General features: G+C 54.1%; 26 protein-coding genes. 1 reads left to right on the top strand and 25 read right to left on the bottom strand.

Annotated elements, in window-relative coordinates:
* Positions 1–48: 48 nt before the first annotated feature.
* From rimP to dnaK, 22 genes are all read right to left on the bottom strand, one after another.
* Positions 49–639, bottom strand: coding sequence for a ribosome maturation factor RimP (rimP, locus tag V6575_RS13570; protein WP_340275018.1), 591 nt, complete (start codon positions 637–639; stop codon positions 49–51).
* 214 nt (positions 640–853) lie between these two features.
* The gene (trmB, locus tag V6575_RS13565; RefSeq protein ID WP_340275016.1) at positions 854–1,540 is read right to left on the bottom strand and encodes a tRNA (guanosine(46)-N7)-methyltransferase TrmB; all 687 of its coding nucleotides are present in this window, start codon (positions 1,538–1,540) and stop codon (positions 854–856) included.
* Positions 1,541–1,613: 73 nt separating this feature from the next.
* On the bottom strand, positions 1,614–2,786 hold the full coding sequence (gene metK / locus V6575_RS13560) for a methionine adenosyltransferase (protein ID WP_340275014.1): 1,173 nt from the start codon (positions 2,784–2,786) through the stop codon (positions 1,614–1,616).
* A gap of 108 nt (positions 2,787–2,894) precedes the next feature.
* A complete protein-coding gene (locus V6575_RS13555; RefSeq protein ID WP_340275012.1) occupies positions 2,895–3,302 on the bottom strand; it encodes a helix-turn-helix domain-containing protein in 408 nt (135 codons plus the stop codon).
* Between the two features lie 192 nt (positions 3,303–3,494).
* Positions 3,495–5,114, bottom strand: a complete 1,620-nt coding sequence (gene lnt / locus V6575_RS13550) for an apolipoprotein N-acyltransferase (RefSeq protein WP_340275011.1) — start codon at positions 5,112–5,114, stop codon at positions 3,495–3,497.
* Positions 5,115–5,236: 122 nt separating this feature from the next.
* Positions 5,237–6,364, bottom strand: a complete 1,128-nt coding sequence (locus tag V6575_RS13545) for a hemolysin family protein (protein ID WP_340275009.1) — start codon at positions 6,362–6,364, stop codon at positions 5,237–5,239.
* Between the two features lie 38 nt (positions 6,365–6,402).
* Positions 6,403–6,939, bottom strand: coding sequence for an rRNA maturation RNase YbeY (gene ybeY / locus V6575_RS13540; protein ID WP_340275008.1), 537 nt, complete (start codon positions 6,937–6,939; stop codon positions 6,403–6,405).
* A complete protein-coding gene (locus V6575_RS13535; protein WP_340275006.1) occupies positions 6,936–8,039 on the bottom strand; it encodes a PhoH family protein in 1,104 nt (367 codons plus the stop codon). Before V6575_RS13535 ends, ybeY begins: the two co-directional genes overlap by 4 nt.
* Positions 8,029–9,495 (bottom strand): tRNA (N6-isopentenyl adenosine(37)-C2)-methylthiotransferase MiaB, encoded by a 1,467-nt coding sequence (gene miaB, locus V6575_RS13530; protein WP_340275005.1) that lies wholly within the window; start codon positions 9,493–9,495, stop codon positions 8,029–8,031. The genes V6575_RS13535 and miaB overlap by 11 nt, the downstream gene beginning before the upstream one ends.
* 141 nt (positions 9,496–9,636) lie before the next feature.
* Positions 9,637–10,497 (bottom strand): lyso-ornithine lipid O-acyltransferase, encoded by an 861-nt coding sequence (gene olsA, locus V6575_RS13525; RefSeq protein ID WP_340275004.1) that lies wholly within the window; start codon positions 10,495–10,497, stop codon positions 9,637–9,639.
* Positions 10,484–10,939, bottom strand: a complete 456-nt coding sequence (locus V6575_RS13520) for a Fur family transcriptional regulator (RefSeq protein WP_340275003.1) — start codon at positions 10,937–10,939, stop codon at positions 10,484–10,486. Before V6575_RS13520 ends, olsA begins: the two co-directional genes overlap by 14 nt.
* A 59-nt stretch (positions 10,940–10,998) precedes the next feature.
* Complete coding sequence (locus V6575_RS13515) at positions 10,999–11,487, bottom strand: GNAT family N-acetyltransferase (RefSeq protein WP_340275002.1); 489 nt, start codon at positions 11,485–11,487, stop codon at positions 10,999–11,001.
* Positions 11,484–12,164, bottom strand: coding sequence for a tRNA (adenosine(37)-N6)-threonylcarbamoyltransferase complex dimerization subunit type 1 TsaB (gene tsaB / locus V6575_RS13510; RefSeq protein WP_340275001.1), 681 nt, complete (start codon positions 12,162–12,164; stop codon positions 11,484–11,486). The genes V6575_RS13515 and tsaB overlap by 4 nt, the downstream gene beginning before the upstream one ends.
* A 155-nt stretch (positions 12,165–12,319) precedes the next feature.
* Positions 12,320–12,877 (bottom strand): NifU family protein, encoded by a 558-nt coding sequence (locus V6575_RS13505; protein WP_340275000.1) that lies wholly within the window; start codon positions 12,875–12,877, stop codon positions 12,320–12,322.
* 151 nt (positions 12,878–13,028) lie between these two features.
* A complete protein-coding gene (locus V6575_RS13500; protein ID WP_340274999.1) occupies positions 13,029–13,523 on the bottom strand; it encodes a universal stress protein in 495 nt (164 codons plus the stop codon).
* Between the two features lie 106 nt (positions 13,524–13,629).
* Positions 13,630–14,934: an ATP-dependent protease ATPase subunit HslU gene (gene hslU / locus V6575_RS13495; protein ID WP_340274998.1), complete on the bottom strand. Its 1,305-nt coding sequence runs from the start codon at positions 14,932–14,934 to the stop codon at positions 13,630–13,632.
* Positions 14,935–14,957: 23 nt separating this feature from the next.
* A complete protein-coding gene (locus V6575_RS13490; RefSeq protein WP_340274997.1) occupies positions 14,958–16,076 on the bottom strand; it encodes a hypothetical protein in 1,119 nt (372 codons plus the stop codon).
* Positions 16,073–16,633, bottom strand: coding sequence for an ATP-dependent protease subunit HslV (gene hslV / locus V6575_RS13485; RefSeq protein WP_340274996.1), 561 nt, complete (start codon positions 16,631–16,633; stop codon positions 16,073–16,075). The genes V6575_RS13490 and hslV overlap by 4 nt, the downstream gene beginning before the upstream one ends.
* A 115-nt stretch (positions 16,634–16,748) precedes the next feature.
* Positions 16,749–17,339 carry an NADPH-dependent FMN reductase gene (locus tag V6575_RS13480; protein ID WP_340274995.1) on the bottom strand — a complete coding sequence of 197 codons (591 nt, stop codon included), beginning with the start codon at positions 17,337–17,339 and terminating at the stop codon, positions 16,749–16,751.
* A 2-nt stretch (positions 17,340–17,341) separates the two neighbouring features.
* Complete coding sequence (locus V6575_RS13475; protein WP_340274993.1) at positions 17,342–17,992, bottom strand: class I SAM-dependent methyltransferase; 651 nt, start codon at positions 17,990–17,992, stop codon at positions 17,342–17,344.
* Positions 17,993–18,064: 72 nt separating this feature from the next.
* Entirely contained in the window at positions 18,065–19,201 is a 1,137-nt protein-coding gene (gene dnaJ / locus V6575_RS13470) for a molecular chaperone DnaJ (protein ID WP_340274991.1), read from the bottom strand.
* A 212-nt stretch (positions 19,202–19,413) separates the two neighbouring features.
* On the bottom strand, positions 19,414–21,342 hold the full coding sequence (gene dnaK / locus V6575_RS13465) for a molecular chaperone DnaK (protein ID WP_340274989.1): 1,929 nt from the start codon (positions 21,340–21,342) through the stop codon (positions 19,414–19,416).
* A 251-nt stretch (positions 21,343–21,593) separates the two neighbouring features.
* Between dnaK and V6575_RS13460 the strand changes: the two genes are divergently transcribed.
* Positions 21,594–22,214, top strand: coding sequence for an alpha-ketoglutarate-dependent dioxygenase AlkB family protein (locus V6575_RS13460; protein WP_340274986.1), 621 nt, complete (start codon positions 21,594–21,596; stop codon positions 22,212–22,214).
* A 2-nt stretch (positions 22,215–22,216) separates the two neighbouring features.
* Here the strand turns inward: V6575_RS13460 and V6575_RS13455 are convergent, their stop codons facing one another.
* From V6575_RS13455 to ubiE, 3 genes are read right to left on the bottom strand one after another with little or no spacing between them, the layout of a single operon-like run.
* Entirely contained in the window at positions 22,217–22,681 is a 465-nt protein-coding gene (locus V6575_RS13455; RefSeq protein WP_340274984.1) for a hypothetical protein, read from the bottom strand.
* Between the two features lie 34 nt (positions 22,682–22,715).
* Complete coding sequence (gene ubiB / locus V6575_RS13450; RefSeq protein WP_340274982.1) at positions 22,716–24,299, bottom strand: 2-polyprenylphenol 6-hydroxylase; 1,584 nt, start codon at positions 24,297–24,299, stop codon at positions 22,716–22,718.
* 3 nt (positions 24,300–24,302) lie between these two features.
* Positions 24,303–25,106: a bifunctional demethylmenaquinone methyltransferase/2-methoxy-6-polyprenyl-1,4-benzoquinol methylase UbiE gene (gene ubiE / locus V6575_RS13445; RefSeq protein WP_340274980.1), complete on the bottom strand. Its 804-nt coding sequence runs from the start codon at positions 25,104–25,106 to the stop codon at positions 24,303–24,305.
* Between the last annotated feature and the right edge of the window lie 41 nt (positions 25,107–25,147).

The raw sequence follows: 25,147 nt of genomic DNA, 5'->3' as shown, positions 1-25,147 counted from the left end.
TTAAGTCTTGCTTGGCGCGTTTCGTTCCTAACCCTGCGGGTACACCGCTTAGTTGGGCTTGTTGTCCCCGTCGGTCTGCTCATCCGAACGGGCGGCAAGTGCCGCTTTTTCCGCCTTCAAAGCAGCCGTAATCAAATCATCTGTCAAAACCAACCGAGCTTCACTGATTTCTGCAAGCGGCAGCTCAACCGTATCTGGATCACCTTCACGTACATCCGGCAACCGGACCACAGCAGACTCTCCATTCAGGCCAGTCAAAATTCCGCGAAAGCGCTTGCGCCCGTCCTGCATGACAGACATTTCAGCTTTCAACTCATGCCCTGCCCAGCGTTCGAAATCTCCTGGGCGCACCAAAGGCCGATCAATGCCTGGAGATGAAACCTCCAGATGATAAGCCCGCGTAATCGGATCATCAACATCGAGTGCAGGCGACACTGCCCGGCTGATTGCCTCGCAATCCTCAACGGCCATCGTGCCATCCGGACGCTCAGCCATAATCTGCAATGTACAGCCATTTGACGCGTTCACCTGGGCGCGCACCAACCGGTACCCGAGATCTTCAATCACCGGCTCAACAATGGCAGCAACACGGGCATCAAGCCCCTGCTCTTTCACGATGCGTTCTTCGTGTGCGTTCACACCAAACTCCTGTCCAGTGACTGCCGTTCTCCGACGCCACCTCGTCTCTTATATCTCAAGGCTCTTTGTAAGCACCAACGGAGCGGGTCCCGGAGGGGCCCACTCTCACACCGCTCATATAAGCCGTTTGAGATGAAACAACGGCTGTATACAGTCAAACCACTTGGGAACGCAAGGGGCAAGCCGGAATTGAGCCGGCTGCTCATGAAGAAAGTCAGACTCGCAAAAAAGTAAGATACCGCGGCACCCGATTTTCCCGAACGGCTTTGGCTTCATAGCGCGTGCCCGGCCAGTTCTTCCAAGGCTGCGTCCAATCTGAGGCTGTTTCCGCGGTCCACTCGAAATTCTCGTGTTTACGGCACCGCTTCAGTGTCCAATCCACATAAGTGTCAATATCGCTGGCAAAGCGGAACTCACATCCGGACTTCAACACTCTGGCATACCGATCCAGGTTCTTTTCATTGATGAAGCGGCGCTTCCAGTGGCGTTTCTTGGGCCAGGGATCCGGATACAGCTGATAGGCAAGGTCAATTGACCCTTCAGGCAGCCAATCCAACACCTTGATCGCGTCATCGTCATAAAGGCGTATGTTGGTGAGGCCTTCAGCCAGGACCGTCGTGACAACCTTCGCCATGCTGCCGACAAATGGCTCTACACCAATATATCCAATGTCAGGATTTTCACGCGCACGGTGGAGCAGATGTCCGCCTGCCCCAAAACCGACCTCAAGGCAAACACTAGACACAGGCGCATCGAACAGATTGAGCGCGCTTTCCGGCGTAGACACAGAAAGGTCCAGCCCCAGCTCAGGCATCGCATTCTCTACGCGCTGAATTCGGGTTGGACTCAGCGCTTTTCCTTTTCGGCGTCCGAAAAAGGAACCTTCGTAACGTTCCGTCATAGCGTCTCGAATCAAGTCGCCGGCCCAATATGGGCCGACGACAAAAGTTCTGCGGTTATCTAATTAGACCGCTTTATCCTGCAATCGTACGCAGGGCGTCAACCAAATCCGTCTTTTCCCAAGAGAAGCCACCATCAGCATCAGGCTCACGACCAAAGTGGCCATAGGCAGCAGTCCGCTCATAGATCGGCCGGTTCAGGTTCAAATGCTCCCGAATGCCACGCGGGCTGAGACCCATAACGTCGCGAAGGCCTTTTTCAAGCTTCGCCTCGTCGCACTCGCCTGTGCCATGCAGATCAACGTAGACCGAAAGCGGATCAGACACGCCGATGGCATAGGACAACTGGATCGTGCAGCGTTCTGCCATATTGGCCGCCACAACGTTCTTGGCCAGGTAGCGTGCAGCATAGGCCGCCGAGCGATCCACTTTTGTCGGATCCTTACCGGAAAAAGCACCGCCACCATGCGGAGCAGCCCCACCGTAGGTATCCACAATGATCTTTCGACCCGTCAGACCAGCATCCCCATCAGGACCGCCGATGACAAAAGCGCCCGTCGGATTGACGTGCCATATGGTCTCATCCGTCAACCAGCCATCAGGCAGCGACGATTCAATGTAGGGCTTAACGATAGCCTGAACATCATCTGATGTCAGGGACGCATCCAAATGCTGGGTGGACAGCACCAGGGAAGACACACCAACTGGCTTGCCGCCAACATAGCGAATCGTAACCTGACTTTTGGCATCCGGTCCAAGCATAGCTGCAGCGCCAGATTTGCGCGCATCTGCAAGGTTCTGCAAAATACGGTGAGAATAGAGAATTGGAGCCGGCATAAGTTCCGGTGTCTCACGGCAGGCATATCCAAACATGATGCCCTGATCACCAGCGCCTTCATCTTTGTTCTCGTTGGCATCAACGCCCTGAGCGATCTCTGCAGACTGCGCATGCAGATGAACGGCCACGTCGCAATTTTGCCAATGAAAACCGTCCTGCTCGTAACCAATATCCCTTACCGCCATGCGCGCCAAATGCGCGATGTGGTCCTTAGTGATCGTGTCAGGGCCGCGAGTCTCGCCTGCAATGACGATCCGGTTCGTCGTCGCAAGGGTTTCACAGGCCACGCGCGCATCGGGCATAACGCCCAGATATGCATCAACCACAGCATCGGAAATGCGATCGCAGACCTTGTCTGGATGACCTTCCGAAACCGATTCAGAGGTAAAGAGATAATCTTGACGAGCCATTGGCAAGCGTCCTTCTGGGAATTAAAATGACGGGAGCGATGACATTGGCCACCGCTCCCAGCGACATCAATCCAAAAAGTTATTGGCTACGTCAAGCTACAATTGAGATTATGAGTCGTCGCCAGCCAGCGACTTCACCAAATCCACGATCCGGCGCCGGACCTTTGGATCCTCAATGCGAACGAATGCCTTGTTCAAAGACAGGCCTTCGGAAGAAGATAGAAAATCGACGACATAAGACGTTGGGCGGGTCTCGCCAAAGCCTTCTCCTTCATCAGGTGTGCCAGGAGCATCTTCAAAGAAGAACGCAACTGGAACCTTCAGAACTGTAGCAATATGCTGCAGACGGCTGGCACCGATACGGTTGGTACCTTTTTCATATTTCTGGATCTGCTGGAACGTGATTCCGAGAGCTTCACCTAGCTTTTCCTGGCTCATGCCAAGCATCATACGTCTCAGACGAACGCGACTACCGACATGGATATCAATGGGGTTTGGAGCCTTTTTACTGGGCATCTGGCTTGCTTTCTTTCGTTGTTCTTGCGGCTAAACACCACAGTTTCTTTGGCTGAAACGGCGGACCATGACGTTAAGTCCTGCAGCCCGTGAGCGCACCCCTACACTCACAAACCGTTTCTTCTTACTCGCTTTCTACCTGCGAGGAATACAGGTTGTAACACAGGTTACACACATACCCAATACGAAATATCAATTTTTACGCGAGTGTCGGTTGTGCCTCTGAGCCAAGATTAACCCGAGTAACAAAAACGTCATCGCAAAAAAGAAAAAATCACCATACTTGCTGAAACCAGTACTCAACATTTTTCCCGGCAGTGCGACATCCAGCGCACCTCGCTCGCCTATAGATAGAAATGCAACCTTGCGGCCCTTTGCATCGAACACGGCCGACACGCCAGTATTCGCTGCACGCACCAATGGCAACCCCTGCTCGATCGACCGCATCTTCGCCTGAGCAAGATGCTGATAAGGACCTGGGCTATCACCGAACCACGCATCATTCGTAACATTCAGCAAGAAATCCGCACGCGTATCCGTTGAGCCTGCGATCTCAGGGAAAATAGCCTCATAGCAAATCAGAGGCTGAAAAGACGTCCCGGATTGCAATGAAAGGACACGGTTACGAAAGCCAGGCTGAAAGGTGCCCGGTGCATTAACCAAGGCTTTCAAGCCGAGGGTTTCCAAGAGATCCTCAAGCGGCAAATACTCTCCGAACGGAACCAAATGCACTTTGTCATAAGCATCTTGCACCGTTCCATCCGGATCAAAAAGATAAACGCTGTTAAAGTAAACAGCCCCATCCGCAGATGGCTCCGCTCTAACGGCACCAGTGACAAATGACATATCACCGTCAAGTACGCCCGCGATCCGCACTAAGGCATCTGGCGAGTCCGTCAGTAAAAACGGAACTGCAGATTCAGGCCAAATCAAGAGACGTTCAACCCCAGACCGCGCATTGTTTGCCCAGGATTGTGAACTCAGGTCGAGATAGGACTGAAAAATCCGCTCACGGTTTTCCGGTAGCCATTTTTCGTTCTGGGCAACAGCAGGTTGTACAATTCGAAGATCGACAGCTGACACATCGGGATCTGCCACCAGAAACAGCCTGACAGCGCCAAAAATACCCATGCCTAATAGACAAAGGGCCCCTGCCCCCATAATCACGATTTTCTTGCCGCGCGCGATGCTGTCAGCCAACACGGCTGGGGTTGAAAAAACCAGGAGCGCCAAAAGGCCCAATCCATAGACACCAATAAGGCTCGCTGTCTGAGCCAGAACAATCGTGTCCGCGAAGACATAGCCGAAAGTGTTCCAGGGAAATCCGGTCAGTATATGCCCGCGGATATAGTCACTCGTGGACAAAGCCAGGGCCAAAAGAAGAAGCCGCCAGCTGCCTTCTGACCAAAACCGGGCGACCACAGACATGGCAATTGCAGGAAAGAGAGCCAAGCCAGTTGGCATTGCGACCACGGCAAATGGCATCATCCAGGCGAAGCGGTCCCCATCAACCAGAAAGGCTGAGCCAATCCACCAGAAACCAGCCAGAAAGAAACCGAAGCCAAACCACCAGCCAATGGAAAATCCTGCCAGCAACCGCTGCTTGTTCCGGCCACTTCCGTGCTCAACAGCACCGTCCAGTAGCCACACAAGCACAGGAATTGTCCCCGCCAAAAGTGGCCAGAGTCCGTAAGGAGGCAGGGCAAATGATGAAATTCCACCAGCCCCAAGCGCGAGTCCGCAACGACGCCAGCCCCAAGCAAGAAGGCAGGCATTCGGCAGGGCCATAAAGACAGCTAAGAGCTGATGCATCGCAACTCGATCCGAGTTCAAAAACTTACGGGACAGCCTTACCAGGGTTTAGACTCATAAAGCTGGATCCGCCCCATAAACTTGAAATGATCTAACACAAGCCATCTGGTCAATCACTTGCCTTAAGGCTGATGTGCCTCATCCCGCTTCGCGCGCCGCCGCTGCTCTGTGCCCCGAGCCTCTGGTCTGCTGCGCCGAATACCCAGCCGTTTGATGCGACGAGGATCTGCATCAAGAACTTCAAATTCATAGCCTGGAACATCCGAAACAAGCAGAAGCTCACCGCGCACCGGCACCCGCCCAATAGACACGTAAAGGAGCCCGCCGAGTGTATCGACGTCCTCGCCAGCAGCACTGGTTTCAAAGTCAGTCCCAAGCTCCGCACCCAGATCCTCCAGGGGCATCCGGGGATCAGCAATCCAGACCCCTTCTTCAGTGGACTGGAGCATGGCTTCTTCGTCTTCGTCATGCTCGTCCTCGATATCACCAACGACTTCTTCGACAAGGTCCTCCAGAGAGACCAGACCGTCAGTGCCGCCATATTCGTCAATGACCAACGCCATCTGAATACGGTCAGCCTGCATTTTGGCCATCAGATCAGTCGCGGGCATGGACGGCGGCACAAAAAGAAGCTGACGCACCAAGCCGACATCCGTCAGCGACCGGGACAGATCCACTTTGGAGAGGTCCATTTCCTGGGTGTTGTCGCCCGCAACGCTGCGGGATCCGCCTGAGCTGCGACCGTTGTCGCTTACAGTTTCCCCATCAGTTTCTGCGCTATCTTTTGCACCGCCCTGTACAGTCATCAGAGAAATCAAATCTTTGATGTGGACCATCCCTCGAGGGTCATCGAGTGTTTCCTCATAAACCGGCATGCGCGAATGGCCAGATTCCTGAAACAACTCCATCAATCTTCCAAGCGAAATGCTGGCTTCAACAGCCTCGATATCCGCACGCGGGATCATCACGTCATCGACGCGCAGCTCACGCAGCCGCAGGATATTACCCAGCAGAAGTCGCTCTTCAGGTGAGAATGTGGTATCAGCGCCCGTTTCACGCGCGAGCTCATCCCGCAAATTCTCCCGCAAGCTCGCGGCACCGCGACGGCTTGCAAACAAGCCCTTCACTCTATGCCAGAAACTCGCCTTTTGTTGCGATACACTCGGCTGAGGATCGTCGTCCTGCTCCATCGTCACACCAACCGGAACGGAGGCAGACGTCTCACTACTTCGAGGTTCAGAACCTGTCATCGTCATCAATAGCCAAAATGCCCTGCTGCACAGGGCCCTCAATCGTCATCTGCGATCAGCGGTGCATCCGCATAGGGGTCGGAAATACCAAGGGCTGCCAAAATTTGACGTTCCTGATTTTCCATTGCTTCCGCTTCATCATTTTCCTGATGATCATAGTCGAAAAGATGAAGCATTCCATGAACGACCAAATGGGACAGATGAGCGGAAAATTCAATTCCCATTTCATCAGCTTCCCGGCAAACCGTCTCATAGGCGAATATAATATCACCCAACAGCGGTCCATAGATCTCGCCATCCGGGTCACTTCCTGGAAAAGACAAGACATTTGTCGGCTTGTCTTTATTACGCCAGCGCTTGTTCAAAGCCTTTATCGCCTCGTCACTGGTAAAGACGAGAGACACTTCCGATCCAGCCTGCGCATCAAGATGAGCACAGACAAAAGTGCTGTCGATAGCCCTTTGGCAAATGCCCGCCAGAACGGCTTCTTCAGGCCAATCGCTTGACTGGACCGCGATATCAATCTGAAAGTCCTCAGGCAGCCGTGTATCGGCTGCCTGTACAGTATCGCTCATTGTTCGTTGTCCACGCCGCTTCTGGCACTCCCACGAGCTTCGTTCCGCCGCTCTTTTGCCTGAGCTGCATCACGCGAAGCATTGTCATAAGCAGTCACAATACGAGCGACCAGTTCATGACGTACCACATCAGCCTCTGTAAACTGAACATGCGAAACACCTTCGACACCATCAAGTAACGACAGGGATTCGCGCAGTCCTGACGTCTGCCCAGGCGGCAAATCGACCTGGCTTGGATCTCCCGTCACAATCATCTTGGATCCCTCGCCAAGACGGGTCAGGAACATCTTCATCTGCATAGAGGTTGTGTTCTGCGCTTCATCAAGCAATACAACTGCATTCGACAATGTTCGCCCGCGCATGAACGCCAAAGGCGCGACTTCAATCATGCCGGATTGCAGCCCACGATCCACCTTTTCAGGCGGCATCATTTCATAAAGCGCGTCATAAAGAGGCCGGAGGTAAGGATCGACCTTCTCCTTCATGTCACCGGGCAGAAAACCCAGACGCTCGCCAGCTTCAACAGCCGGACGGGACAAAATAAGTCGAGATGCATCGCCACGCTCAATCAGAGCTGCCGCATAGGCAACCGCAAGAAAGGTCTTGCCAGTTCCCGCTGGGCCAGTGCCGAAAACAAGATCTGCACGGTCCATAGCGCGGATATAAGCATCTTGTGTCGGTGTGCGCGCCACAACGGTTTTGCGCCGGGTCGAAACCTGAGCGAACGCCAGCCGCGACTTCGGCTCAAGTGTCGGCAAAGGCAGTTGAGCATCATCCGCTGCTGCCATGCGCAGAGCGCCATCGACATCACCCGGATTGATTTCATGGCCTTGTTGAAGTCGTTGGTAAAGTGATTCCAGGGCTTTGCGCGCTTGAGCGCAAATTGTCTTGGAGCCCTTGAGCGTGACCTGATTGCCGCGCGCAATGGCATCTACGCCAAGTTTTTGCTCGATGATGGCAAGGTTCTGATCGAATTGACCAAAAAGATCACCAATCAGCCTGTTGTCTTCAAATGCTAGAACGATATGCGTTAAATCCGAGGCCGAAGCCGCCGCTTGGTCAGTGACCCTGCGAGCCGAAGATTGATTGTCACGCGTCAAATACCGCCTCCTTGATGGCGTCAGTGGAAGACACACTTGCATGATGCCCTGCAACAAGGCGTCCGAACAGTGAATTACTACCTATCCCGGTGATTTCCACCGGTTGTATCGTTCCAATCAAACTGTCCGGCCCATCAACAGGGACGGGTTGAAGCCAAGGTGACTTGCCAACAATCTGTCCGGTATTGCGGCCCTTGCGCTCAAAAAGCACGTCGCAGGTCATACCCATGCGAGATGCATTAAACGCCGTTTGTTGGTTGGCGACCAAAGCCTGCAACTCTGCCAAACGGGCGCTTTTGACATCTTCGGGCACCTGATCGGTCATGGTCGCGCCGGGTGTCCCTGGGCGCTGACTGTATTTGAACGAGAAGGCAGAGCCGAATTCCACACGACGGATGAGATCCATGGTGTCCTGAAAATCCTGATCCGTCTCGCCCGGAAAACCGACGATGAAATCACAGGACAAGGCGATATCAGGGCTCGCGTCGCGAATCCTGTCGATCAAGCGAAAATACTCATCGCGGGTGTGCTTGCGGTTCATGGCAGCAAGGATTTTGTCCGACCCAGACTGAACTGGCAGATGCAAATAGGGCATCAAGGTTTTCAGGTCTCGATGAGCATCAATCAACTCATCATCCATGTCGCGCGGATGGCTGGTTGTATACCGAAGCCGATCAAGACCCTCGATCTCGGACAGACGTCGCACCAACCGGCCAAGACCCCAGGTAGAGCCATCGGGCGCTTTGCCATGCCAGCCGTTGACATTCTGACCCAGCAACGTGATTTCGCGCACACCACCAGCCGCCATCTGGCCCGCTTCAGTTACAATTTGCTCAACGGACCGGGAAACTTCAGCGCCGCGGGTATAAGGCACAACGCAAAACGTGCAGAATTTGTCGCAGCCTTCCTGAACTGTCAGAAATGCAGCAGGTGCCCGTTTGCGTTCTGGTTGAGCAGCCTGAGCCGACAGATGCTCAAATTTTGCATCAATATCGAACTCTGTCTCGATCACGGTTTTGCCAGTTGCCGCTTCCGCGAGGATTTTCGGCAAACGATGGTAGCTCTGCGGACCAAACACCATATCGACAATCGGTGCACGGCGGGAGATTTCCTCGCCCTCAGCCTGGGCGACGCACCCGGCAACGCCAATCATCATGTCCTTGCCATCAAGGGCACGTGCTTCCTTGACCTTCCGGATCCGGCCTAGTTCAGAATAGACCTTCTCGGCAGCTTTTTCGCGGATATGACATGTGTTGAGAATGACCAGATCGGCATCTTCAAGGTTTTCAGTCGCCGTATAGCCTTGAGGCCCCAGAACATCGGTCATCCGGTTGCTGTCGTAGACGTTCATCTGGCAGCCATAGGTGCGCATGAACACCTTGCGCTCAGGTGCTACGAACTTGGGGTCTGTGGAAGCAGCGATATCCGTAGCTTCAAATTCCTGGCGTTCCGTCATTCAATCCTCATTACCGGTTCCTATCAGGCCAAAACGGCACGCAGGACAAACGGTATATTCGTATTGTGCGGCAAAGCTCGTTTCCATCACCATGTGGTGAGCCGACAATCTTTAGGCAAGCCCAGAGAGGTACCGCATTCTTCAATCGCCAGCTTTAACGGGTTTTTCCCCGCTTGAGAATAGCGCGGACTGGTTGATTTCTGCGGAACCTGCATCCCCAGACAGCCCAGCACGAAGAGACGCAGACGCCATGGACCGTACGCAGGCTTCCAGTTCGGAACTCAAAGCCTTGCGATCCGTATGGGCTGACACCCGAACGGGCGGGCCCCAAGTCACCACAACGTCCAGCGATCCCGCTTTAAATACCCCCCAAAGATGACCCGCTAGCTCCATATCACCATACCAAGCCACATGCGGCCTGTGGCGCCGCCCCATCGGCAGTCCATGCAAGGAATGAAAGGCGATGGACAGGGGCTGAACCCAGACTTCATCCTTTTTGCCCAGAGCACGGGTGGCTGCGCCCAACAAAGCCGAGCGGAAGGGCAGAACATAGTTTCCATCACTGGAGGTGCCTTCAGCAAAAAGCACCATTGCATCACCTTGGCTCATGCGCTCGGCAATTGCATTTGCAACGTTTCCGGTATCTGAACGCCTGGTCCGATTCACAAACACAGTACGCTGGAGCTTGGCAAGGAGACCAAAAATCGGCCAACCAGAAACCTCCGACTTGGCAATGAAGGACAATGGCATCAGCGATCCGACCACCACAATATCGAGCCAGGACGCATGATTGGCCGTAATCAGGAGAGGCCGGGCGTCTTCAGGTTTCCCAATCTGCCGAACCCGAATGCCGACAAGGCGCGATGCAATCCGGTGCCAGAAATGAGGTAATTTACGCTGAACAGGGTGAGCGAACTTCATCGCGACCCACTGCGGGGGTATCAAAACAAGAGAAACAAGTGTCAGGAGCAAAATGGTCCAAACGGCTTTAATCTGCTCCATTACCCTCATCCGCCTCCGCCTGGTCAATCGGCACGCCATAAAGTTCGAGACGGTGGTCGACCAGCTTGTACCCCAGTCGTTTGGCAATGAATTCCTGCAAGGCCTCTATTTCCTCACTGCGGAATTCAATCACCTTGCCCGACCTCAGATCGATCATATGATCGTGATGCTCGTCCGGCACCGTTTCATAGCGCGAGCGTCCGTCCCGGAAGTCATGGCGCTCAATCATGCCGGCGTCCTCAAACAGCTTTACCGTTCGATAGACCGTGGAAATCGAAATACGAGAATCAATTGCGACTGCGCGACGGTAAAGCTCTTCGACATCCGGATGCTCTTCGGAGGCGGCTTCGATCACAGAAGCGATAACCCGACGCTGCTCCGTCATGCGCATTCCTTTGGCGACACAGAGCTCCGCCAAGGTTGTTTGCAGTTCTTCGCTCATGATCACAGTTTCCGCTCGCGATATGGTATCGTAACTAGGGTCGGCCCCTCGCGCAGCGATTAAAGAAGATCGACGCGCATGACAAGCGCTGTCCCATCGCCATCACCAGCGCGATAGTACCCTTTGCGCTCGCCTACTTTGCGGAAACCGCGAGCCTTGTAAAGACTAAGAGCAGGCTCATTGGCTGTATCCACTTCCAGAAACAGACATTCGCAGCGCTCCGCATAAAGCCGAAACTGAGCTTCCTGCAGTAGCTTTCCAGCCAATCCACGCGTGCGGTGAGCCGGATCCACAGCAATCGTCAGAACTTCAGCTTCGCCCGCGACAGAGCGTATCAGGATAAAACCCAGCGGCATTCTCGTTCCAAAAGGATTTGCACGTCTGATCACGAGAGCAAAAGCCCCGTCAGGATCCATCAAACGCGCCAGTTCGTCCTCATCCCAAGCATGCTGAAACGACGCGGCATGGATTTCGGCGAGCCTCGGTAAATCCTCAGAAATGGCTTCCTCCACAACAGGAGGTTGGGTCCGGGTCCACCAAAAACTCATTGCCGCTCTATCCTTCCCTTCTTTTGCGGTGTCGCATCAGGAGGCCTGAGATAAAGCGGTGTGGCAATCGCCCCCCTGGGATCTGATATGATGCCCAAACGTGCCACCTCGGCAATATCCGGATAGGACGTTTCATTCAGAACAAAGTCCTGACTGCGGCCAGCCGCCTCAGCGATTGTGCGTGCAGCTGATCCGGCTAACTTCACATTGGCTGAAAGAGACGTCGCCAGTTCACTGACTGTCCTTACGCCAGGCTCCTCAATCGGACTTCCACCAGCATCAAAAGATTGACAGTAAACCTCATCACCTTTGCCGTTCAGCGCCACCAGGAATGGAGCACCGTTCGTTCCTGAACTTGAAGTCGATGCGGCAATCACAGCCAATGTCGTAACGCCAACAACAGGCTTTTCAAGAACAAGCCCGATCCCTTTGGCAACAGACAGCCCGACACGAAGACCCGTGAAGCTGCCCGGCCCTGTGGTGACGACGACTCGATCAAGATCTGTAAAGGCCGATGATGATTCGGCCATGGCCTCACCAATCATCTCCATGAGGCGTTCCGCATGGCCGCGGCCGATTTCCTCAGTCACCAGAACATGGCAATGCTTTTCATCCCCGTCGTCCAGAACAGCGGCGGCACAATTGGCTAGAGCAGTATCGATAGCAAGAATACGCATGATGAAACCGGCTTAGACCCTGTGGTGCTTCCTGTCGAGATGAGCTTTGGACTTACCCCAAAAGTTGAGCGTCAGGGGGGAAGGACTGATCACGTCAAAACGCAAAAGCCCGGCACGACGGGCCGGGCTTGAGAACAGTCTGCATCAGGCAATCGTCAGATAGGCCGAACTTCTTCTACTTCCGGCACAAAATGCTTCAGAAGATTCTGAATACCATGCTGAAGAGTTGCCGTAGAGGAAGGGCATCCAGCGCACGCACCGCGCATAGACAGATAAACGATGCCTTCCTTGAAGCCCTTAAATGTAATGTCACCGCCATCCTGGGCAACGGCTGGGCGCACACGTGTCTCAAGAAGATCCTTGATGACAGTTACGGTTTCCTGGTCACCTTCATCAAAGAACTCGCCTTCTTCGATGTCTTCGCTCTCTCCGGCAGCCATCACAGGCTGGCCAGACATGAATTGTTCCATAATCGCGCCAAGGATTGCTGGCTTCATATGCTGCCAATCCGTGTCATTCTTGGTCACCGTGATGAAGTCATGACCGAAGAAGATCGCCTCTACGCCCGGAACCTGGAACAGTTTCTCGGCAAGCGGCGAAGCGCCAGCATCGACAGCTGAGCGGAAATCATATGTGCCTTCGGGCAAAACGACCCGACCTGGAAGGAATTTCAGCGTTGCCGGGTTCGGCGTAGCTTCTGTCTGAATGAACATCTTCGGATCCCATTAACGTCTGGGGCGCATTAAGCGCTCGTCTCATCGTTATCTCACGATGAATGATACTGCAAACCTGTGCAGTTTGGAACAATTAAAATGTAGATAAGGCCACTTTGGCCAACTTCAAGATGGCGAGCCTCTCGAAAGTCTACGCCAGTGCAGCAATAGAGTCATCGTCAAGGTCCCCAGGAACGATGGTCACTGGAATTGGAAACTGTCCAGCAGACTTTCCGGCAATCGATGACACAAGAGGTCCAGGGCCATCTGAACTCAAACCGGACGCTAGCACGAGGATCGCAATATCGGCATCAATATCAATCAGCTCTAGAATCGCTTCGGACTTCGTGCCTTCCCGGACGACGCATTCAGGCTCTGTACGCGCAACAGAGCGAATCCGCTCAGATGCCCTGGCCAGAGTTTGATCCGCCTTTTCCATTGCCTCGGCCCGCATAATGTCCTCAACGCCCAGCCAATGCTGAAAATCACCGGATGTCACAACGGCCAGCAAAGTCACAATACCGCTGGTTCTTGCGGCTCGTTTCGCCGCATAGACAATCGCCCGGTCACACTCCGGAGTATCATCAACCACCACAAGAAATTTCCGGCGGTGGCCTTCTTCATTACTTTTTCTAATCGCTACCATGGGTACATGCTGCCATTGGCTCGGCTTCTCCGCAAGCGGAAGGTGTCGCAGTTGCCCCAGCAAGCCCGCTCAAATGAGCAAAACAGCCTGCTGCGAGCTCCTGACCCTAGAGAATATATTTCGACAGATCGACATTCTTGGCTAGTTCACCAACATTTTCACGAACAAATTTCGCGGTAATCTCGATGGTTTCTCCCGCGCGATCTGGTGCTGTGAAGGACACCTCGTCCAGAATGCGCTCCATAACCGTTTGCAGTCGACGCGCACCGATGTTTTCCACCGAACCGTTCAGATCCACGGCAACGGAAGCAATTTCATCAATAGCCTCAGCGCTGAAGGAAAGCTCGACTTCCTCTGTGTTCAACAGCGCAATATATTGCTTGATCAGGCTCGCTTCAGGTTCTGTCAGGATCGCCCGAAAATCATCGCGGGTCAGCGCCTTTAGTTCCACACGGATTGGCAGACGGCCCTGCAATTCAGGTAGCAGATCCGACGGCTTGGCAACATGAAACGCGCCCGACGCGATAAACAGGATGTGGTCGGTTTTCACCGGGCCGTGCTTGGTCGAGACCACAGTCCCCTCTATCAGGGGCAGCAAGTCGCGCTGCACACCTTCACGGGACACATCACCACCGCTCCGACCTTCACGGGCGCAGATCTTGTCAATTTCATCCAGAAAAACGATCCCTGAATTTTCGACGAGCGAAATGGCTTCCTGAACGATCTTGTCCTCATCAAGAAGCTTGTCGGATTCCTCGTTGATCAGCAGCTCATAAGATTCGGTGACGGTTGTGCGTTTGGTTTTCGTCTGTCCACCAAACGCTTTGCCGAGCAAATCAGACATGTTCATCACGCCGACGCTACCGCCCGGCATTCCGGGCAGATCAAAACTTGGCATCTGCGCCTGGGCTCGAACCTCGATTTCGATTTCCTTGTCGTCCATTTCGCCTTCGCGCAGCTTTTTTCTGAAGCTGTCGCGGGTTGCCGGACTTGCATTTTTACCAACCAGCGCTTCAAGCACCCGATCTTCAGCCAGAATATGCGCCTTGGCCTTCACAGCTTCCCGCTTGCCATCACGCACCATCGTTATTCCGGCTTCGACCAAATCACGAATGATCTGCTCAACGTCGCGGCCAACATAGCCAACTTCGGTAAACTTGGTCGCTTCCACCTTGGAAAACGGCGCATTGGCCAGCTTTGCCAGCCGCCGGGCAATCTCGGTCTTGCCGACGCCGGTCGGGCCGATCATGAGAATGTTCTTTGGCAGAACTTCCTCACGCATCAATCCGTCCAGTTGCTGGCGACGCCAGCGATTGCGCAGAGCAATCGCAACAGCGCGCTTGGCATCGTTTTGACCAACGATAAAACGGTCCAGTTCGGAGACGATTTCACGGGGCGAAAAGTCACTCATGTCTTTTCTTTCATTCAAAAGGGTCAATCGATAGCGGGAACAAAATTCATGATCGCCGTCGAGGATACAGGCGCAACAACAAAGCGACGTACAAACCGCCAGGCCGAGCCCAGAAGCAAGATGAAGCACCCAAGCAGGACAAGGGTCAGCGCCAGCGTTGTCTCTTCGGAAACCGAGGCCTGTGTCATCAGCGAGGCGATGGCAAAGCCAAAATAGCCCAGGCCAGACACAAGTAAGGCTCTTCGATCCACGACAATTGCCACAAAGGCAAGAGCCAGGAAAAGCACCAGCACGACAACAGCATAGAAAGCGCTCTTGGCGTCTGCATTGGCAGTCGCCAACATCAAGACGGAATGAACAATCAAAGGCGCAGCCATCAGATGCAGCCAAAACGCCTTATCACTGTTCACAGTTACACGTGATAGATCGCGACTGTCGAACATCATGGCCAACGCAAATCCTGCAAGACCTGCCAGCAACGTGAACCAGACGAAGTTTTCTGAAACCAAGTCCGGCACAGCCGATTCGAGCAGCACGGCCGCCAGAAAGATCACTCCTGCGGTAATTCCGGCAATGCCCACCGGCACCTTGAAGCGGAGATAATGCAGCACAACACCGGCGATACCAACCAGCGTTGGAAGGATCAAGAAATGCGCTTTGTCATCCCCCAGAGTCCTGCCATCAAATATCCAATCCGCTGTTATGCCGCTGTCATCGGTCGTCAACAAACCGATGCAGGCCATGAAGAACAGGGGTGTGAACGCTATGCTTAGCAGGAAGGAAGGCAGAGCCAGCCGCATCCGCCGCGCAAAAACTTCAGACAGGCCCCAGACAGAGACAGCCGCAACGCCTGCAACAAAACCTGCATCGCCAAAACCCTGAAGGCCGTAAACTAGCCCAAACAGGAAAATAACGATCCCAATAGCAATGAAAACATCGTGGAAACCGCGCACAAAACGGACTTCCTCGGCATCAACTCGAGAAACCGGGGCACTTGCATCCGCGATGCTGTCCTGTCGCTGCCAAAAGTCGGCAAGGTGATCTGCCTGCTGCCGGGACAGAATGCCTCTAGCAACCGCAGCATCAAGACGCTTGGGCGACAGTGAGACGGGAGAGGATGCCTCCTCGTTGAATAGGTTCACGTTTCGCTCTCCAGGCTTTCAATCAGCACGTTGGAATTGGTGTAAACGCAAATCTCTGCTGCAATGGCCATGGCCTTGCGGGCAACAGCTTCCGCCTCAAGGTCGCCATCGACAAGCGCCCGGGCCGCTGACAACGCATAATTGCCACCAGAGCCAATGCCCATGACGCCGCCTTCTGGCTCCAGTACATCGCCAGTTCCTGTCAAAACAAGCGATACTTCTTTGTCCGCAACCAGCATCATGGCTTCCAGCTTGCGCAAATATCGGTCTGTCCGCCAATCCTTGGCCAATTCCACACAGGCCCGCATCAGCTGCCCGGGATATTGCTCCAACTTTGTCTCAAGCCGTTCAAACAACGTGAAGGCATCGGCCGTCGCGCCTGCAAAGCCTGCAATGACCTCGCCTTTTGCCAGAGGCCGCACCTTGCGCGCAGTGTGTTTGATCACAGTTGCCCCGAGAGACACCTGGCCATCTCCGGCAATCACCACTTTGCCATCTTTGCGAACCATCAAGATCGTGGTGCCGTGCCAACTTACCGGCTCGCGGGAGTTGCTCATATATGCCTCGCAGTCATTTGTTCAATTGCAATCTGGAACACGTCGCGGATCGCCTTGTCAGTCCTATGTAGGCTGCAAAATACAGAATTCCAAGGTCAGCTGATCAGGTCATGCTTTAACGAACGGACACAAGGCGCAGGCTCTCGCTGGCCAGCGTATCGGTGAGACCTTCCAGATAAGCGGCGGCTCGATCATCATTGAGATCACCCTTGAGATTAAAGCCCGTCGCGGCTCTCGACACCACCACCATCTGGGGCAACACAGTTGCACCAAGGCCAACCTCCAGAATCGTTCGCATGCCGATCAATCCGCTCATCCCGCCATGAGCACCAGGCGAAGCGGCCCCCAGCGCAAAAATACGGTTTTTAAAAGCGACACCCGGCGGCTCATCTTGCTCAGATGGACGGCTAATCCAGTCGATTGCATTCTTTAAAACAGGGGTGACTCCGGCATTATACTCCGGGCAGGCGATAAAAATGCCGTCCTGTTTCAAAATCAATTTCTTCAGGATCTGCGCATTTTTCGGAAGGCCCTGGTTAGCCTCAAGATCGCCATCATACAGGGGAAGCGGATAATCGACGAGAGAGATATGAGTGACTTCGGACATCCCAAGCGCCAGATGCTTGGCAACAAGAGCTGCCAGCTTGGTGTTGTAGGATCCAGATCTGGTGGAGCCGGAAAGCGTCAAAATTCGCGGCTGGATCATGATCAATGAACCCTGCGATATACCCAGACACGAGCCGGAGGAAGGTTTTTCCAGATCCAGTCGGACTTGCTCAGGGAAAACACACCGGGTTCAGGTTTCACTGGCGGAACTAGGGCATAGGAGAACTGAATGAATGGCGCGCCAGGCTTTAGGACTTCAAGAGCGTCGTGCAAGAAACGCCGACGTTCACTCTCTGGCCGCGTGAACAGCGGAAGACTGGAAACAATTCCATCAAGCCCGTCTTTTGCAAAGCCTGCTGCAGCTCCGTCAGACAGAATATCTTTCAAAGCATAAGCATCACCCTGCACCACATTAAGGCCGGGAAAGCGCGATTTGAGAAGCTGGCAGAAATCCTCGCTGTATTCGATCGAAATCAGATCATCGCTCGGGATCCCGCGATCAAAGATAGCCTTGGTAACCACACCAGTACCTGGCCCAAGCTCAACGAAATGAGCACCGGGCTTGGGATCCAGATATGATGCCATTTTTGTAACGAGCAAAGGCCCTGATGGACTGACGGCCCCGGTCTTCAGAGGACTTTCGACCCATGATCGAAAAAACCTGACTTCATCCAGAGCCTTGACCTTCAGACTTTTGACCTTGCGGACTTTTTTCCGAACGGCCTCGGATTGAGCTCCGAGCATATCCATCATTGAAATTAATCCTCCTGCATCGACTTTCAGTGTAAGTTCCGCACAAGGGCAATTTCAAGGCAGGAAGCTGGCTTAAGCCCCTAAATTGTCTATGAATACCTTGACCTTAGAGAAGAAACCCGCGGATTCTGGATGATTTTCACCAGAAGATTCCTGCTCAAACTCTGCCAGCAGTTCCCGCTGGCGCTTGGTCAGGTTGCTTGGCGTCTCAACCGTGACCTGAACATACATATCACCATGTTGGGTCGCGCGCATGATGGGCATGCCCTTGCCACGCAAGCGGAACTGTTTCCCAGTCTGCGTCCCATCAGGAACTTTCACGCGACTTGTCACACCATCCAGAGTCGGAACATCGAACTGGCCGCCCAAAGTGGCTGTTGTCATTGAGATCGGCACCCGACAATAAAGATCCGCGCCATCGCGCTGGAAAATCTCGTGAGGCTTCAGCGATAGGAAGATATAAAGATCGCCTGCTGGCCCGCCGCGCAATCCAGCCTCACCTTCACCGGCAAGACGGATACGTGTTCCGTCCTCGATTCCGGCCGGAATGTTGACCGAAAGGGCGCGTTCCTGGGTCGTCCGACCGACGCCGCCGCAACTGTCGCAGGGATCAGAAATTACCTGGCCTTTGCCCTGACATGTTGGACAGGCCCGTTCCATTGTGAAAAAGCCCTGTGCGGCGCGCACACGACCAGCACCACCACAGGTCCGGCAAGTGGTTGGAGTGGTGCCAGGCTTGGCACCTGAGCCAGAGCACGGTTCACAGGTAACGCTTGTGGGGACATCAATCTCCACCGTTTTGCCAGCAAACGCCTCCTCCAGCGAAATATCAAGATTGTAGCGCAGGTCTGCACCACGTTCACGACCTCCAGCAGAGCGACGTCCACCGCCGCCGCCGCCCATTCCGAAAAATTCTTCGAAGATGTCGGACATGGTTGAGGAAAAGTCAGGACCGTGACCGCCGCCGCCACCACCGCCGCCATTTTCGAAGGCTGCATGACCAAACCGGTCATAGGCTGCACGCTTCTGCCCGTCTTTCAAAGTGTCGTAGGCTTCGTTTGCTTCCTTGAAGGTTGCCTCGGCTGCCGCATCCCCTGGGTTGCGATCCGGATGGTATTTCATCGCCATCTTGCGGTAGGCGCTTTTCAGCTCCTTTTCATCCGCTTCGCGAGAAACGCCCAAAACTTCATAGAAATCGCGCTTGGCCATTCGTGGTCACTCGTGTCTATCAGGCCAGTGATTATTAAAACATCTGGCTTCGTGCCAACATGAGGACTTCCACGGCAGCTTTGATATGCCTGACATGCAAAGAGCTGGCGTTGATGCCAGCACTGCGTTCAAACATGACATAGATGCTGCGAAGACCTTATGAGACTTGATAAAGCGGCCTGCGAAAACTCCACAGGCCGCTCATTCTATAGTTAGGCCGACTTCTTGTCGTCGTCCTTAACTTCTTCGAAGTCCGCATCAACGACATCATCATCGTCAACAGCGGAAGGCTCGTCGCCGTTCTCAGCAGCTGCAGCATCCGCTTCAGCTTCATCCTGAGACGCCTGATACATTGCCTCACCGAGCTTCATCGAAACTTCTGCAAGGGTCTGGGTCTTGGCCTGAATGCCTTCCAGATCCTCACCTTCAAGAGAAGCCTTCAGCTCCTCAAGAGCGGTTTCGATAGCAGACTTGTCATCTGCACTGACCTTGTCACCATATTCTTTAAGTGACTTGTCAGTGGAATGAACAAGTGCTTCGCCCTGGTTGCGGGCTTCGACCAGCTCCTTGCGCTTTTTGTCTTCATCCGCATGGGACTCAGCATCCTTGATCATCTGATCAATGTCGCTGTCGGACAGACCGCCAGATGCCTGAATCCGGATCTGCTGCTCCTTACCAGTGCCCTTGTCCTTTGCAGTCACGTTGACGATACCGTTGGCATCAATGTCAAACGCAACTTCAATCTGCGGAACACCGCGCGGTGCAGGCGGCAGGCCAAGAAGATCGAACTGACCAAGGACCTTGTTGTCCACCGCCATTTCGCGCTCACCCTGGAACACCCGGATGGTCACAGCCGTCTGGTTGTCTTCTGCAGTCGAGAACACCTGGCTCTTCTTCGTCGGGATCGTCGTATTACGATCGATCAAACGGGTGAAGACACCACCAAGAGTTTCAATGCCGAGGGACAGAGGCGTCACATCGAGAAGCAGAACGTCCTTGACATCGCCCTGAAGAACACCAGCCTGAATGGCAGCGCCCATCGCCACGACTTCATCAGGGTTCACACCCTTGTGCGGATCCTTGCCGAAGAAAGCCTTTACGGTTTCCTGAATTTTTGGCATGCGGGTCATACCACCAACCAGAACGACTTCATCGATCTGACCGGCAACAAGACCAGCGTCCTTCAAAGCAGCCTTCATTGGCTCAATGGTGCGCTTGACCAGACCTTCAACCAGCGACTCAAACTTCGCGCGGGTCAGCTTCAAGGTCAAATGCTTAGGACCGGATGCATCTGCCGTAATGAACGGCAAGTTGATTTCGGTCTGAGCAGAAGACGACAGTTCGATCTTCGCTTTTTCCGCACCTTCCTTGAGGCGCTGCAAAGCGAGCTTGTCGTTCTTAAGGTCGATGCCCTGCTCTTTTTTGAATTCCTTGGCAAGATAATCGACAAGAAGCATGTCGAAATCTTCACCGCCGAGGAATGTATCACCGTTGGTCGACTTCACTTCGAAGACGCCATCGCCGATTTCCAGAACGGACACATCGAAAGTGCCGCCACCAAGGTCATAGACAGCAATGGTCTTGCCATCGTTCTTGTCCAGGCCATAGGCCAGCGCAGCAGCTGTCGGCTCGTTGATGATACGCAGAACTTCAAGGCCGGCAATCTTGCCTGCATCCTTGGTCGCCTGACGCTGAGCATCGTTGAAGTATGCAGGAACCGTGATAACAGCCTGTGTGACTGTTTCTCCAAGATAGCTCTCAGCGGTTTCCTTCATCTTCTGAAGAATGAATGCAGAGACCTGAGACGGAGAATATTTCTCGCCGGAAGATTCGACCCAGGCATCCCCATTGTCTGCCTTGACGATTTCAAACGGAACAAGCTTCTTGTCTTTCGCGACTGTCGGATCGTCAAACCGACGACCGATCAGGCGCTTGACTGCAAACAGAGTGTTGGTTGGGTTGGTGACAGCCTGGCGCTTGGCCGGCTGACCGACAAGGCGTTCGCCATCGTCGGAAAATGCCACCATGGAAGGCGTCGTACGAGCGCCTTCAGCGTTTTCAATAACCTTTGGTTCTTTTCCGTCCATGACGGCCACGCACGAGTTCGTCGTGCCGAGGTCGATACCAATGACCTTTGCCATATGTGCCTCTCCTTATTAGCAAACCGGAACGACCCATAACGGCGTCCCTCCGGCTCCTCTTCATAAAATTCCGGGATAGCGCCCGGGAGCTACGCCGTAGCGTATCGCTTGAACGCTATATAGGTGGATGAAACGGGGCCTGCAAGACATCTGAAGCACAGCTGTTGCAGGCAACCCCTTCTATTCGCGATATTTCTTCCCAGATCGTTACCAAGACGGCTTTCCAACATGTTTTCAAAAAGGCACCCATCATGACGAAACGGCCTTCTTTTCCCGATGGATTTCAAGTGCTGCCAGAATATTTCAATCGCGAACAGCAATCAGCCCTAGTGACCCAGCTGCGGGATATCCTTGTAAAAGCTCCTCTTTTTCAGCCCGTCATGCCCAAAACCGGAAAAGCCTTCTCTGTGCGCATGAGCAACTGTGGCCCTCTCGGATGGGTGTCGGACATTAAGGGATATCGTTATCAGCCCCTCCACCCGACAACAGGCGAGGCCTGGCCGGATATGCCCAATATTCTTCTGGAATTATGGAAGGACGTTGCTCCGGATGCGCCCGCCCCTGAAGCTTGCCTGATCAATTTTTATCAAACCACAGCCAAAATGGGTCTGCATCAGGACAAAGATGAAGACATGTTCGAGGCGCCTGTCATCTCGGTTTCGCTTGGGGACACGGCAACATTCAGAGTGGGAAACACCACCCGCGGCGGCCCGACCAGCTCCCTGCGTCTGACCTCCGGGGATGTCGTCGTTCTGGCTGGCGAGTCCCGCCTCGCCTATCACGGCATCGACCGGGTTCTACCCGGAACGTCAACACTTCTGAAAAACGGCGGGCGGATCAATTTGACGCTGAGACGGGTGACATCAGATTGAAGTCACACTGCGGTCTGGATCCGTGTTTTTTTGTAGGCTTCCGGGTCCGGAGTTGGGATCATCATGGTCTTTTGCCAGACCATCTGCTCTGCATTGATCAATTCCAATTCCCAAACGCAAGCGATCACGGGCCTGTCGGCAAACTTCAGCGGACGGTCTGCTCCGTATAACGTTCGCTTGATATGCTGACACAGGACACAGCCATGCACCCACCAATAAAGAGAAATAGTCACACCGGTTTCGCCGCAATGGATCAAGGCAAATCCAAGCCCATTATCATCGCCTTCAGCGGCAATAAGCTGTGGCAGCTCTGCCTCAGCCAAAGCCTTTGCATCAGCGATCACTGCCGCCGAAACACTCTGACCAGCAGCTGCAATCCCGTAGACCTTAAGCCAGACAGGCCCAATGTCCCACAGTCCCAAATCCGAAATATCTCGCGGCTGATAGATTTCCGACTGACCAGACATCAAAATCGCGCCCTAACCGCAGTTGGTTTGTGACTTAAAACAGATCCCGGACCGCCAAGGCAACGGCAGCCAACGCGATCACCCACAGCGCCAAACGACCTGAGCGAGTGTGGCGCGATTCGGCTTTGCCGATGGCTTCAGCTGTCTCGGAATCAAACCGCATGCCATTGACGGTCATTTTTTCGAACTCTTCAGACATACGCCCGACACGATCAGCAAAAATCGGCAAATCATTGGCAATGCGGCCCATGGCACCAATCGCCTCGCCGGCATCGCGCAGTTTGCCAACAGGGCCGAGATTATCCCTGATCCAGGCCCCCACAACAGGCTCTGCTGTATGCCACATATCAAGATGCGGGTTCAGCGTTCGTGCCACACCTTCAACCACGACCATGGTTTTTTGCAGCATGATCAGCTGAGTTTGAGTGCGCATTTCAAACAGTTCGGTGACTTCAAACAACTGGGTCAGCAGACGAGCCATGGAAATTTCGCTAGCATCATGACCGTGGATCGGCTCTCCGATTGCCCGAATGGCCTGAGCAAACATATCCACATCCTGATGGGCAGGAACATAACCCGCTTCAAAATGAACTTCTGCCACCCGCCGATAATTGCGCGTTATAAAACCGAACAGGATCTCAGCCAGGAAGCGACGCTCCTGCTTGCCAAGACGGCCTGTAATGCCGAAATCGACGGCCACCAACGTGCCATCTGGCTGCACGAACAGGTTACCCTGGTGCATATCAGCATGAAAGAAGCCATCGCGAAGTGTATGACGCAGGAAGCTTTGGATGACATTCGCGCCCAGCGCTTCAAGGTCCAGACCATCCTCAGTGAGGCCTGCGACGTCCGACATTTTTCGTCCGTCGACCCACTCCATGGTCAGCACGCCTTTTCCAGTGCGCAACCAGTCTACCGCTGGAACACGAAAGCCGACATCTTCTGCTGTATTTTCTGACATCTCGGACAGTGCGGCAGCCTCAAGCCGGAAATCCATCTCCATAGCTACCGATTGTGCAAGAATATCAACAATCGCAACAGGGCGCAGGCGGCGTGAAGGCGGATGAAACCGCTCGGCTAGGCGAGCAACCAGATAAAAGCTCTCGAGGTCGCGCTGAAACCGTTTTTGCACGCCGGGGCGTAGCACTTTAACCGCGACCTCCCGCCTTGTGCCGTCCTTGTCTTCAACGACCCCCGGATGCACCTGCGCTATGGAAGCAGCTGCAACAGCTTCGCCAAATTCCAGAAAAATCTCTTCAACGGGCTGGCCAAACTGATCGGCAATTGCCTTTCGGGCAGCGACATCGCTGAAGGCTGGCAGGCGGTCCTGCAGGGCAGACAATTCCTGTGCTGCTTCCTTACCCACCACATCCGCGCGGGTGGCCAGAAACTGACCCAGCTTCACATAGGATGGCCCGAGCTTGTTCAGAGCATCAGACAGACGCGATTCCGCGCTCTTGGTCTTGACAGACCGGCGCTCCAGCAAGCGCGCGCAGGCAATCGCAATCCTGGGACCTGCCGGTAGATCCGGCAGATGCGCAAGGCCAAACACACCTTCGCGCGCCATGACGAAACCCGCCTTTGCCAGGCGAAGAATTGGCACTAAGGCAAATCCCATGGATTAGAGCTTCCAGCCGGAATGGAGAGCGGCAATGCCGCCGGTATAATTGCGATAAGTGACCTGCTCGAACCCGGCCTCCCGGATCATTTCTGCAAAACGGTCCTGCTGAGGGAATTTGCGGATCGATTCCACCAGATAGCGATAAGGTTCACCGTCACCCGTCACCATTTTGCCCATCGCCGGGATGGCATTGAAGGAAAACCCGTCATAGATCTTGTCGAGCATCGGCACATCGACTTCGGAAAATTCAAGGCACAGGAAGCGCCCACCTCGTTTCAAGACCCGGCGCGCTTCTCTCAATGCCTTGGGAATATCGGGGACGTTACGAATGCCAAAGGCGATCGTATAGGCATCAAAGCTTTTGTCGGGAAACGGCAGTTCCTCGGCATTGCCCTGCGAGAAAGTAATGAGATCCGACAGGCCCGCCTTCTCGGCGCGGTCACGACCAACGCCCAGCATGGATTCATTGATGTCGCAGACAACGGCTTTGGCATTTTCATTGGACCGGCGAACAACACGGGTCGCGACATCACCGGTGCCTCCGGCAACATCCAGCAGCCGCCAAGACCGCGCACCAGATTTTGGTGGCGCCAGAACGGACACCATCGCGTCTTTCCAAACTCGGTGCAAACCACCAGACATCATGTCATTCATGATGTCATAGCGCCCGGCCACCTTGTGAAAAACGTCATCCACCAGCGCCTGCTTCTGACCCTCACCAACTGTGGTGAAGCCGAAACTTGTCGGCATGTCTTCCGGAGTGCGGGCAGACGCCCGTTGGGCTGAAAAAGTGTCCTGCGCCATCATCATATCTCCTGACCGACACGCGTGCGTCACACCAATCG

It is taken from the genome of Roseibium algae (genome assembly GCF_037783265.1).
Taxonomy (GTDB): domain Bacteria; phylum Pseudomonadota; class Alphaproteobacteria; order Rhizobiales; family Stappiaceae; genus Roseibium; species Roseibium algae.
This window is presented reverse-complemented; position numbering and strand designations above follow the sequence as displayed.

Excerpts from the sequence above, each read along its gene's own strand:
- dnaJ (WP_340274991.1), bottom strand. The coding sequence starts at position 19,201 with ATGGCCAAGCGCGATTTCTATGAAGTTTTGGGCGTTTCTCGCGAAGCG.
- ubiB (WP_340274982.1), bottom strand. The coding sequence starts at position 24,299 with ATGGGATTTGCCTTAGTGCCAATTCTTCGCCTGGCAAAGGCGGGTTTC.
- tsaB (WP_340275001.1), bottom strand. The coding sequence starts at position 12,164 with ATGCGTATTCTTGCTATCGATACTGCTCTAGCCAATTGTGCCGCCGCT.
- trmB (WP_340275016.1), bottom strand. The coding sequence starts at position 1,540 with ATGACGGAACGTTACGAAGGTTCCTTTTTCGGACGCCGAAAAGGAAAA.
- V6575_RS13505 (WP_340275000.1), bottom strand. The coding sequence starts at position 12,877 with ATGTTCATTCAGACAGAAGCTACGCCGAACCCGGCAACGCTGAAATTC.
- dnaK (WP_340274989.1), bottom strand. The coding sequence starts at position 21,342 with ATGGCAAAGGTCATTGGTATCGACCTCGGCACGACGAACTCGTGCGTG.
- hslV (WP_340274996.1), bottom strand. The coding sequence starts at position 16,633 with ATGAGCAACTCCCGCGAGCCGGTAAGTTGGCACGGCACCACGATCTTG.
- V6575_RS13545 (WP_340275009.1), bottom strand. The coding sequence starts at position 6,364 with ATGACAGGTTCTGAACCTCGAAGTAGTGAGACGTCTGCCTCCGTTCCG.
- V6575_RS13480 (WP_340274995.1), bottom strand. The coding sequence starts at position 17,339 with ATGATCCAGCCGCGAATTTTGACGCTTTCCGGCTCCACCAGATCTGGA.
- ubiE (WP_340274980.1), bottom strand. The coding sequence starts at position 25,106 with ATGGCGCAGGACACTTTTTCAGCCCAACGGGCGTCTGCCCGCACTCCG.
- olsA (WP_340275004.1), bottom strand. The coding sequence starts at position 10,497 with ATGGAGCAGATTAAAGCCGTTTGGACCATTTTGCTCCTGACACTTGTT.
- V6575_RS13555 (WP_340275012.1), bottom strand. The coding sequence starts at position 3,302 with ATGCCCAGTAAAAAGGCTCCAAACCCCATTGATATCCATGTCGGTAGT.
- miaB (WP_340275005.1), bottom strand. The coding sequence starts at position 9,495 with ATGACGGAACGCCAGGAATTTGAAGCTACGGATATCGCTGCTTCCACA.
- V6575_RS13460 (WP_340274986.1), top strand. The coding sequence starts at position 21,594 with ATGACGAAACGGCCTTCTTTTCCCGATGGATTTCAAGTGCTGCCAGAA.
- V6575_RS13500 (WP_340274999.1), bottom strand. The coding sequence starts at position 13,523 with ATGGTAGCGATTAGAAAAAGTAATGAAGAAGGCCACCGCCGGAAATTT.
- ybeY (WP_340275008.1), bottom strand. The coding sequence starts at position 6,939 with ATGAGCGATACTGTACAGGCAGCCGATACACGGCTGCCTGAGGACTTT.
- V6575_RS13520 (WP_340275003.1), bottom strand. The coding sequence starts at position 10,939 with ATGAGCGAAGAACTGCAAACAACCTTGGCGGAGCTCTGTGTCGCCAAA.
- lnt (WP_340275011.1), bottom strand. The coding sequence starts at position 5,114 with ATGCATCAGCTCTTAGCTGTCTTTATGGCCCTGCCGAATGCCTGCCTT.
- V6575_RS13475 (WP_340274993.1), bottom strand. The coding sequence starts at position 17,992 with ATGATGGATATGCTCGGAGCTCAATCCGAGGCCGTTCGGAAAAAAGTC.
- V6575_RS13515 (WP_340275002.1), bottom strand. The coding sequence starts at position 11,487 with ATGAGTTTTTGGTGGACCCGGACCCAACCTCCTGTTGTGGAGGAAGCC.
- hslU (WP_340274998.1), bottom strand. The coding sequence starts at position 14,934 with ATGAGTGACTTTTCGCCCCGTGAAATCGTCTCCGAACTGGACCGTTTT.
- V6575_RS13455 (WP_340274984.1), bottom strand. The coding sequence starts at position 22,681 with ATGTCTGGTCAGTCGGAAATCTATCAGCCGCGAGATATTTCGGATTTG.
- metK (WP_340275014.1), bottom strand. The coding sequence starts at position 2,786 with ATGGCTCGTCAAGATTATCTCTTTACCTCTGAATCGGTTTCGGAAGGT.